Genomic DNA, 10,030 nt, shown 5'->3' with positions numbered 1-10,030 from the left:
TCAGTTCAAACCTGTTACTGTTTTCGGTTTCGTCAGAAACCGGTCGCTCACTCAACGTACTGACGATGATCAATCCGTCTTTCGACAGATAAACCTTCCTCTAATACTGTGTGAGGCTTTCTGATACCTTTTGCCTTGCAGCAGATCCAGAAGAATCCGCCGCCGCATTCCGCATCAAGCGCCCACACTTATCGGCTGTTAGTTTTTAAAGATCGATCCGCCCAACCCGCCGCACCTGAACCACCACTACCCGGCACCGCTTCGTTTGCGTCGCTGCGTCTGCAGCAGAGAAACGAGATTATGGAGAACTTTCGCCGGATCGTCAACACCCATTTTCACTTTCGCTTAAAAAAGCTGTGACTCACTTCCGGACAGCGCTCACCACGGCCTCAACTGGAACAGCATCGGCCATGGCCGCGTAGCCCGCGTCGCTCGGATGGATGTGATCACCGCTATCGAAAACGCGCTGCAGACGCTCCGGCTGCGCCCGATCGCGCAACGCCGCGTCGAAATCGACGACGTCATCGAAAGCGCGACTGGTCCGGATCCACTGATTAACCGCGAGTCGGATGTTTTCCCGCTCCTGTGGCAGCGACGCCGGCGTCAGCGTCGCGCCGAACACCTTGACACCCTTGCGCCGCGCGGCCGCGATCACGCGCTGGTAACCGGCAATCAAATCGGCAGCCGTGACCGACGTATGAGGAAAATCGCAGTCGAGCCCGCCATGAGGCGGCATTGCCGCAAAGTTAATGTCGTTGATGCCAATCAGCAGGACCGCCGCCTTGACGCCCGGACGTTGCAAAACGTCACGCTCGAAGCGGCTCGCTAGCGCGTCGCCATAACAAGGCGAGTCGCTAAGAAGCCGGTTACCGCTGATGCCGAGATTCACGATTGCGGTCGATTGCGCGCCGCTCGCCGCCAGGCGCCGAGCCAGCGCATCTGGCCAGCGACGGTTCTGATTCAGGCTGGAGCGCATGCCGTCGGTGATTGAGTCGCCGATCGCAGCCACGGCAATTGACGGTCCCGCCACCTCCACTGACAAGCCTGTGACCCACACATATTGGGTGAAGCGACCGCGAAACGCGGCGGCGGACGCGTCGGCGGTGTGATTGCCCGGCACCGACACATAATTCACCTGATTCGACACACGGTGCCACGCGACGATCCGCTGCTCCGGTCCCATAAACGCACTGATCGCATACGGCGCGCCCTCCACGACGTCGATCCCGATCGGATCGCTGTCCAACTCGCCGCCGGGCGGAACGCTGACCGCGCCCTTGCCAGCAAACGTCACTCGACTTCCGCCCCCCTCTACCGCCGCCGTGCCGCCGACCGAGCGCGCGATGCGCAGTTCGTCGATGACGAGAGCTGTCTTGCTGTACACATTGCTCAGATGGATTCGCGCCGCCTTCCCCGACAAGGTCGGATACACGATTTGCCGAACGCTGCGCCCCGCGACTTCCGGCGCGCGATACAGCGGCGGCAAGTCGGCTCGCTGGGGAATCGGTTGCAGCGCGGTCGCCCACACGGCAACCCAATGCTCCGGCGCTTCGGCAGCGAACGCACTCGAGGAAACGGCAAACGGAGCAAATTGGGCAAGCAGCGCCGCGCCGCATGTGGCAGCCAGGGTGCGAATGGTCATTCGGACGGTCGGTTCGAGGCGAAACGCGCATTGTGCCCGAACGACGCGACAATCGCCGGTACCCGGCGGCTGTGCCCGTTCGGACTCATGCCGTTTGCTGACTCATGATCTGCAGAGCGACGGCTTCGGCGACCTCGATTCCGTCGATCGCCGCCGAGTAGATGCCGCCAGCGTATCCCGCACCTTCGCCGGCGGGATACAGCCCTTTGATGTTGACGCTCTGATAATCATCGCCGCGACGCACGCGGACCGGCGACGACGTCCGCGTTTCAACGCCGGTCAGCACCGCGTCATGCATCGCGAAACCGGCGATTTTCTTTTCCATCTGAGGCAGCGCTTCGCGAATCGCCTCGATCGCATAGTCGGGCAGTGCAGTGCTGAGATCGGTCGGCCGCACGCCGGGCTTATACGACGGCACGACCGAGCCGAGCGACGTGGACGGCCGCCCGGCGATGAAGTCGCCGACCAACTGCCCCGGCGCCATATAGTTACCGCCACCGAGTTCGAACGCCCGCTCTTCCCACTTGCGCTGGAACGCGATGCCCGCGAGCGGGCCGCCCGGGTAGTCGTCTGGCGTAATGCCGACCACGATGCCCGCATTCGCGTTGCGCTCCGCGCGCGAGTACTGGCTCATGCCGTTAGTGACGACCCGCCCCGGCTCCGAAGTTGCCGCCACCACGGTGCCCCCGGGACACATGCAAAAGCTATACACCGCGCGCCCGTTGCTGCAGTGGTGCACCACCTTATAGTCGGCTGCGCCGAGCTGTTTGTGACCGGCAAATTTGCCGAAACGGCTGCGATCGATCACCCCCTGCGGATGCTCGATCCGGAAACCGAGCGAAAACGGCTTCGCCTCGACGTGAACGCCCCGGTCGTACAGCATCTGGAAGGTGTCGCGTGCGCTATGGCCGACCGCCAGTACCACGTGGTCGCAACGCAGCGTCTCGCCGGTCGACAGCTTCAGCCCGCGCACCTGGCCGTTGTCGATGTCGATGTCCTCGACGCGGGTCTCAAAGCGCACTTCGCCGCCCAACTCGTGGATGCTCGCACGCATCTTCTCGACCATGCTGACGAGGCGAAACGTGCCAATATGCGGCCGGCTCAGATACAGGATGTCCTCCGGCGCACCAGCCCGCACGAATTCGTCGAGTACTTTGCGGCCGTAATGTTTCGGGTCCTTGATCTGGCTGTAGAGCTTGCCGTCGGAAAAAGTGCCCGCGCCACCTTCGCCGAACTGCACGTTCGACTCGGGATTCAGCACCGATTTGCGCCACAGGCCAAACGTGTCCTTGGTGCGCTCGCGCACGGCCTTGCCGCGCTCGAGGATGATCGGCCGGAAGCCCATCTGCGCGAGGATCAGTCCCGCGAACAGACCGCACGGTCCCATGCCGATCACGACCGGACGCGGCGTGCTTAGTTGGGCGGGCGCTTTGGCGACGAACTTGTAGCTCATGTCGGGGGTCACGCCGCAATGCGGCACGTCGGCGAGCCGTTTCAGCGCGGCCGCTTCATCCTTGACCTCGACATCGACGATATAGGTGAGCTTGATGTCGGCGCGCTTGCGCGCGTCATGCGCGCGGCGAAACACGGTGTATCGGATGAGCCCGTCCCGCGCGACGCCTAGGTCCGCGAGGCGCGCACGGATGGCGGCTTCGAGGGCGCTTTCGGGATGATCGAGCGGGAGTTTGATTTCGCTTAGACGTAACATGAGTACCGGAGATGCAAGTGGGCCGCAAATCGCGGCCAATTCGCAATTTTACCGGTAAGTGTCGGGGCGGGGTGACCTGCTTCGACACCCCCGAATGACGCTATCGAGCCTAATCCCCGTCCTCAAAAAATTTATTAACCGACCGGTCGGTTGGTTTATACTACGCCGACACAGACCACTCCTCCAGAGAGCGTCCCTCATGTACACCCAATCCCTCGATATCCCCGGCAACGTCGCCCCGCTGGACGCGGATGCGAATTCGCCCGAACAGGCGCGCTTCGACGCGGTCATGGCCGCCGACGGCAAGATCGAGCCGCAGGACTGGATGCCCGACGCCTACCGCAAAACGCTGGTGCGGCAGATCTCGCAGCACGCGCACTCGGAAATCGTCGGCATGCTGCCCGAGGGCAACTGGATCACCCGCGCGCCGAGCCTCAAGCGCAAGGCGATCCTGATCGCCAAGGTGCAGGACGAAGCCGGCCACGGGCTCTATCTGTATAGCGCCGCCGAAACGCTCGGCGTGTCGCGCGAGCAGCTGATCGACGCACTGCACGCGGGCAAGGCCAAGTATTCGAGCATCTTCAACTACCCGACGCCCACCTGGGCCGACGTCGGCGTGATCGGCTGGCTGGTCGACGGCGCGGCGATCATGAACCAGATCCCGCTGTGCCGCTGCACGTACGGGCCCTATGCCCGCGCGATGATCCGCATCTGCAAGGAAGAGTCGTTCCACCAGCGCCAGGGGTTCGATGCGCTGCTCGCGATGATGGCCGGCACCGACGCGCAGCGCGAGCTCGTGCAGCAGGCGGTGAACCGCTGGTGGTGGCCGGTGCTGATGATGTTCGGCCCGAGCGACAAGGACTCGGTGCACAGCAACCAGTCGGCGCAATGGGGCATCAAGCGCATCACCAACGACGACCTGCGCCAGAAATTCGTCGACGCGACCGTCGGGCAGGCGAAGGTGCTCGGCGTCACGCTGCCCGATGCGGAGCTCAAATGGAACGAGGCGCGCGGCCGCTACGACTACGGCGACATCGACTGGGAAGAGTTCTGGCGCGTCGTCAATGGCGACGGCCCGTGCAACCGCGAGCGCCTCGCCACGCGCGTGAAGGCCCATGAAGACGGCGCCTGGGTGCGCGAAGCCGCGCTCGCCCATGCGGACAAGCAGCGCCAGCGCGCGCAACAGCACGCCGCCTGAGCGGCACGGCGAAACACCCGCGAAAGACCCGCGAAACACCCGCGAAAGATCAGCGAGAGTCAGGAATCAGGAGATCAGCAATGAACAAGGAATGGCCGATTTGGGAAGTGTTCGTGCGCAGCAGGCAGGGCCTCGACCACAAGCACTGCGGCAGTCTGCACGCGGCCGACGCGCCGATGGCGCTGCGCATGGCGCGCGACGTCTACACGCGCCGCCAGGAAGGCGTGAGCATCTGGGTGGTGCCGTCCTCGGCGATCACCGCCTCGGCGCCCGACGAGAAGGCCGAGCTGTTCGAACCGGCGGGCGACAAGATCTATCGCCACCCGACGTTCTACACGCTGCCCGACGAAGTCAACCACATGTAAGCGCGCCATGACCACTATGTCCCCGACCTCTATCACGCCCGAACATCTGCAGTACGTGCTGCGCCTCGCCGATACCGCGCTGATTCTCGGTCAGCGCAACACCGAGTGGTGCGGCCACGGCCCGATCCTCGAAGAGGACATCGCGCTGTCGAACATGAGCCTCGACCTGATCGGCCAGGCGCGCCTGCTGTACACGCACGCGGCCGCGCTCGAGCAGCAGCTCACCGGCCGTCAGCGCAGCGAAGACGACTACGCGTACTTCCGCGCCGAGCGCGAATTCGCGAACTACACGCTCGCCGAGCTGCCGCACTACGGCCCGCTCGCCGGCACCGCGCAGGCGCAGAAGGACTACGCGGTCACGATCGTGCGCAACTTCCTGTATTCGACGCTGATGAGGCATCTGTGGGGCGCGCTGACGGGCTCCACCGACGAACAGCTCGCCGCGATCGCCGCGAAGTCGATCAAGGAAACGCAGTACCACGTGCATCACGCGGGCGAGTGGCTGATCCGCTTCGGCGACGGTACCGACGAATCGCACCGTCGCGCGCAGGCCGCGCTCGACTACCTGATGCCGTACACGTACGAGTTCTTCAGCGCGGACGCGGTGGAAGACGCGATCGCCGCGGCGGGCATCGGCCCGCGCACCTCGGCGCTGGAAGCCGCATGGCTCGACGACGTGCGCGCCACGCTCGACGCCGCCACGCTGACGCTGCCCGCGGCGCTGCGGCACGTGAGCACCGGCAAGCACGGCGAGCATTCGGAGCATATGGGCTTCGTGCTCGCCGAGATGCAGAGCCTTGCGCGCCAGCATCCGGGCGCGAGCTGGTGAGCCCGCGATGACGACCTCGACCGCCCCGCAGCCCGTGAACACCCCCGCCACGACCGCCGCCACCGATCCCGCGCTCACCCGCGCGTGGAGCGTGCTCGAAGCGGTACCGGACCCGGAGATCCCGGTGGTCTCGATCCGCGAGCTCGGCATCCTGCGCGACGTGCGACGCGCGGCGGACGGCGCGCTCGAAGTCGTGATCACGCCGACCTACTCGGGCTGCCCGGCGATGTCGCAGATTGCCGGGGACATCGGCCGTGCGCTCGAGGCCGCGCAGCTGACGCCGTACCGCGTGGCCACCGTGCTCGCACCGGCGTGGACCACCGACTGGATCACCGCCGAAGCGCGCGAAAAACTGCGCGTCTACGGCATCGCGCCGCCCACCGGCAACTGCGGTTCAGCCGCGACGTCTGCGCCACAGGAAAAAGTGCTGCGCTTCGTGCCACGCGCGCTGCCCGCACCGGCCTGCCCGCGCTGCGGCTCGGCACACACCGAGCGACTCGCGCAGTTCGGCTCGACCGCCTGCAAGGCGCTGTATCGCTGCCTCGACTGCCGCGAACCCTTCGACTACTTCAAACCGTACTGATATGGCCACCCCGCAATTCCATCCGCTGCGTATCCGCGAAGTACGTCCCGAAACCACCGATGCGGTGTCGGTCGCCTTCGAAGTCCCGCCCGAACTGCGCGACCAGTATCGCTTCACGCAGGGCCAGTTCGTCACGCTGAAGACGCATATCGACGGTGAGGAAACGCGCCGCTCGTATTCGATCTGCGTGGGTGTCACCGACTACGACCGCGACGGCGAGTTGCGCATCGGCATCAAGCGCGTGCGCGGCGGGCGTTTCTCGAACTTCGCGTTCGACACGCTGCAGCCCGGCCACACGATCGACGTGATGACCCCGGACGGGCGCTTCTTCACGCACCTGAACGCCGAACAGGGCCAGCAGTATCTCGCGTTCTCGGGCGGCTCGGGCATCACGCCGGTGCTCGCGATCATCAAGACGACGCTCGAAGTCGAGCCGCGCAGCACGTTCACGCTGGTGTACGGCAACCGCAGCGTCGACCAGATCATGTTCGCCGAGGAGCTCGAGGATCTGAAGAACCGCTTCATGAACCGCTTCGTGCTGTATCACGTGCTGTCGGACGACCTGCAGGACGTCGAGCTGTTCAACGGCGTGCTCGACCAGCAGAAGTGCGCAGCGTTCCTCGAACAGCTGCTGCCGGCCGACGCGATCGACGAAGCCTTCATCTGCGGCCCCGCGCCGATGATGGATGCGGCCGAGGCGGCGCTCAAGGCTGCCGGCGTGCCGCCCGCGAAGGTGCACGTCGAGCGCTTCGGCACGCCGCTGCCGCAGGCGGGTGTGCCGCCCGTCGAGATCACCGCGGACACGCCTGCGGCCGACCTCGAGATCGTGCTTGACGGCAAGCGGCGCAAGCTGCGCCTGCCGTATCAGGGCGTCAGCGTGCTCGACGTCGGGCTGCGCGCCGGTCTCGCGCTGCCGTATGCGTGCAAGGGCGGTGTGTGCTGCACGTGTCGCGCGAAGGTGCTCGAGGGCGAAGTGAAGATGGAAAAGAACTACACGCTCGAAGAACACGAGGTCCGCGACGGGTTCGTGCTGACGTGTCAGTGTCATCCGGTGAGCGACAAGGTCGTCGTCAGTTACGACGAACGTTGAGCCGGGAGCTTTCGTGGTCAGGGTGCGGACTCGCTTCGTGTAACGGCCGGCGCCGCTTTCGGCCGTTTCGCGATCCGCTTACACTAGGGGCCGCTCTTCGATCGGGACGTCGGTTTCCAGTCGGCGAGCGGCCTCTTTTTGTTACAGCTGCAAGCGTCACAGCAAGCCCTTGCCCATGAGCACGATTCATCTCACCAACGGAGACGTCGCCGCCGAGTCGCTGCGGAGCGCGCTGGCCCAGGCGGGCCGCGACGATCGCGTGCAGCCGTTGCGCGACGATCTGGCGGTCGGCCCGTTGCGCGGCGTCGACGACGCTCCGCACGTGCGTGCCGACTTCTGGGAACGCGTCAGCGCCGACCCGCAGCGCGACTTCGTGCGCGAGTTCCGCGAACAGGCCGCAGTGCTCGACGGCCTCGCGAGCGACACCGCGAATCTCGTTGTGTGGCATGGCGAAAGCGCGTCCGATCAGCTGATGCTGCGCCGCGTCTGCTACCTGGTGCGCAACAGCCCGCAGCGTTTGAATGAAGTGCGTCTGTCGATCGCCGACCTCACCGATCCGCAAGCGTGGGCGCATACTCGCAAGGATCGCGCGACATCGGTCGGCATGTTTGCGCCGGACGTATTGCAGGCACATCTGCCGGACGCCGCGCCGATTTCCGTGCTACGCATCAGCCGGCTCGCGCTCGAATGGCAGGAGGTCAAGCAGGCGAACGGCGAGACACGGCGCTGGCGTGACAACACCTTCACGAGCGGCAGCTTTGCCGAACTCGACACGCTGATCCTCGAACGCGCAACCGACGACTGGCAGTCCGCCGCGCGCGTCGCCGCCTATGTTATGACCGCCGAACTATGGTTTCTCGCCAGCGACAGCATCGTGCTGTGGCGCATGCACGAACTCGCGACGCAACGACGCATCCATCTGCGCGGCGACGCGAACGAATGGCGCTCGCTCGAACTGCGCGCGTCATCCGCTCCTTGCTCACCCCAATAAGACAAAAACAGACAACTATGGCCCGCACCCGAGCCCCCGACCACGAAACCCAACGCGAGCAGATCCTCGAACTGGCCGCCGCGAAGTTTGCGCAGACCAGCTATCCAAGCACGTCGATGGCCGATCTCGCCGCGGCGAGCGGCACCTCGAAAGCGCGCCTCTATCACTATTACGAGAGCAAGGAAGCGATCCTGTTCGACCTGCTCGATCGCTACACGAAGCGGCTGATGCTGATCATCGCCGAGGTGGAAGGGTCGAGCCAGCGGCGCGAACTGAGCGAGCGAGAAACCTTCGCGGAGCTGATCCGCGCGTTCCTGTCCGAGTATGAGACGTCGCACAGCCGGCACGTTGCGCTGCTGAACGACGTCAAGTATCTGGTCGATTCGCAGCGCGAGATCATCCTGAACCGCCAGCGCGACGTGGTCGCCGCGTTCGCCCGGCAGCTCGCGCGCGCCTACCCCGAACGCGCGACACGCGACAACCAGACCGCGCTGACGATGATGGTGTTCGGCATGATCAACTGGACCTTCACGTGGCTCAAGCCGGACGGCCGCATGGGCTATCGCGAGTTCGCAGAGCAGGTGGTCGGCATGGTCGAGCATGGTCTCGGCACCGCGCCGGCCAGGTGAGACGACGGTCCGAACCGATCCCGCGCCTCGGATGATGCAAAGCAACAACATTCAGACGAAGTATCTCAGCTCCCGGGATGCATGCGGCATGGTGTCACGTACGTGCGTTCATTTTGAATTCCCATTAAAAATCAATTAACTAAATTTAGGGCTCCAGCATTCCAAGTAATCACGTCAGTTTTTGGTACGGGTTTTCCCTAGTGAATGGCTTGGGTTTCCGCTAAAATCGGTTTTGCGGTGCACAACGCCGCCTGATTAAAAGGAGAACCCGACCATGAACATGCTTAGCCTTCGCACCACCGAGCCGATCGAGCCGAACGACCGCGCGTCGCTGCCTGCTGGACGCCCGCACGTTCTGGTCCGAGAACTCACCGCTGTCGATCGCGAACGCCTGCTCACGCACTTCCTCGCGCTTGACGAGGAAGACCGCCTGCTGCGCTTCGGCCAGGTCGTGCCGAACCACGTGATCGAAAACTACGTACGCACGATCGACTTCACGCGCGACACGGTGTTCGGCGTATTCAACAGCAAGCTTGAACTGAGCGGCGTCGGCCATCTGGCCTACCTGCCGGCCGAAGACAACAAGCGCACCGCCGAATTCGGCGTCTCGGTGCTCGAAAGCGCGCGTGGCATTGGTATCGGCTCGAAGCTGTTCGAGCGCGCCGCGATCCGCAGCCGCAACACGCATGTGACGACGCTGTACATCCACTGCCTGGCGCGCAACTCGACCATGATGCACATCGCCAAAAAGGCCGGCATGAAGATCGAGTACGCGTACGGCGAAGCCGACGCTTATCTCACGCTGTCGCCAGCAGATCAGTCGAGCATCCTCGCGGAAATGCTGCAGGAGCAGGCCGCCGTGTTCGACTACGCACTCAAGCGCCACGCGCGCCAGGCATCGCGACTGTTCGAGTCGTTCATGCCGGTGGCTGTCGCTGCCTGAATAATCGCTACGGGGACATGAGCTTGGGGCGGCCGCAAGGTCGCCCTTTTTT

At 64.4% G+C, this 10,030-nt stretch carries 11 protein-coding genes; 9 read left to right on the top strand and 2 right to left on the bottom strand.

The features are described 5' to 3' along the window. Window positions 1-135 precede the first annotated feature (135 nt). A complete protein-coding gene (locus VSR82_RS34590; protein ID WP_429461692.1) occupies window positions 136-360 on the top strand; it encodes a hypothetical protein in 225 nt (74 codons plus the stop codon). Between the two features lies 1 nt (window position 361). Here the strand turns inward: VSR82_RS34590 and VSR82_RS34585 are convergent, their stop codons facing one another. Both VSR82_RS34585 and VSR82_RS34580 read right to left on the bottom strand, forming a co-directional pair. Beyond that, the gene (locus VSR82_RS34585) at window positions 362-1,642 is read right to left on the bottom strand and encodes an SGNH/GDSL hydrolase family protein (RefSeq protein ID WP_429461690.1); all 1,281 of its coding nucleotides are present in this window, start codon (window positions 1,640-1,642) and stop codon (window positions 362-364) included. 85 nt (window positions 1,643-1,727) lie between these two features. Further along, the gene (locus VSR82_RS34580; protein WP_368587924.1) at window positions 1,728-3,350 is read right to left on the bottom strand and encodes an NAD(P)/FAD-dependent oxidoreductase; all 1,623 of its coding nucleotides are present in this window, start codon (window positions 3,348-3,350) and stop codon (window positions 1,728-1,730) included. A gap of 199 nt (window positions 3,351-3,549) precedes the next feature. On the opposite strand from VSR82_RS34580, the gene paaA reads away from it, so the two are divergent. From paaA to VSR82_RS34540, 8 genes are all read left to right on the top strand, one after another. Continuing rightward, on the top strand, window positions 3,550-4,548 hold the full coding sequence (paaA, locus tag VSR82_RS34575) for a 1,2-phenylacetyl-CoA epoxidase subunit PaaA (RefSeq protein WP_498858488.1): 999 nt from the start codon (window positions 3,550-3,552) through the stop codon (window positions 4,546-4,548). An 80-nt stretch (window positions 4,549-4,628) separates the two neighbouring features. Continuing rightward, entirely contained in the window at window positions 4,629-4,913 is a 285-nt protein-coding gene (gene paaB, locus VSR82_RS34570) for a 1,2-phenylacetyl-CoA epoxidase subunit PaaB (RefSeq protein ID WP_410853326.1), read from the top strand. A 16-nt stretch (window positions 4,914-4,929) separates the two neighbouring features. Continuing rightward, the gene (gene paaC, locus VSR82_RS34565; RefSeq protein ID WP_498858489.1) at window positions 4,930-5,742 is read left to right on the top strand and encodes a 1,2-phenylacetyl-CoA epoxidase subunit PaaC; all 813 of its coding nucleotides are present in this window, start codon (window positions 4,930-4,932) and stop codon (window positions 5,740-5,742) included. Window positions 5,743-5,749: 7 nt separating this feature from the next. After that, window positions 5,750-6,325 carry a 1,2-phenylacetyl-CoA epoxidase subunit PaaD gene (paaD, locus tag VSR82_RS34560; protein WP_410849977.1) on the top strand — a complete coding sequence of 192 codons (576 nt, stop codon included), beginning with the start codon at window positions 5,750-5,752 and terminating at the stop codon, window positions 6,323-6,325. Between the two features lies 1 nt (window position 6,326). Next, window positions 6,327-7,415, top strand: a complete 1,089-nt coding sequence (gene paaE, locus VSR82_RS34555; RefSeq protein ID WP_429461687.1) for a 1,2-phenylacetyl-CoA epoxidase subunit PaaE — start codon at window positions 6,327-6,329, stop codon at window positions 7,413-7,415. 175 nt (window positions 7,416-7,590) lie between these two features. Further along, window positions 7,591-8,406 (top strand): DUF1835 domain-containing protein, encoded by an 816-nt coding sequence (locus VSR82_RS34550; protein WP_410852561.1) that lies wholly within the window; start codon window positions 7,591-7,593, stop codon window positions 8,404-8,406. A gap of 17 nt (window positions 8,407-8,423) precedes the next feature. Further along, window positions 8,424-9,035: a TetR/AcrR family transcriptional regulator gene (locus VSR82_RS34545; protein WP_368586392.1), complete on the top strand. Its 612-nt coding sequence runs from the start codon at window positions 8,424-8,426 to the stop codon at window positions 9,033-9,035. A 274-nt stretch (window positions 9,036-9,309) separates the two neighbouring features. Beyond that, the gene (locus VSR82_RS34540) at window positions 9,310-9,978 is read left to right on the top strand and encodes a GNAT family N-acetyltransferase (RefSeq protein ID WP_498858487.1); all 669 of its coding nucleotides are present in this window, start codon (window positions 9,310-9,312) and stop codon (window positions 9,976-9,978) included. Window positions 9,979-10,030 lie beyond the last annotated feature (52 nt).

Source organism: Burkholderia sp. JPY481, assembly GCF_038900515.1.
GTDB lineage: Bacteria > Pseudomonadota > Gammaproteobacteria > Burkholderiales > Burkholderiaceae > Paraburkholderia > Paraburkholderia youngii.
Note: the sequence above shows the minus strand (reverse complement) of the source record. Positions and strands in the feature narration are given on the sequence as shown.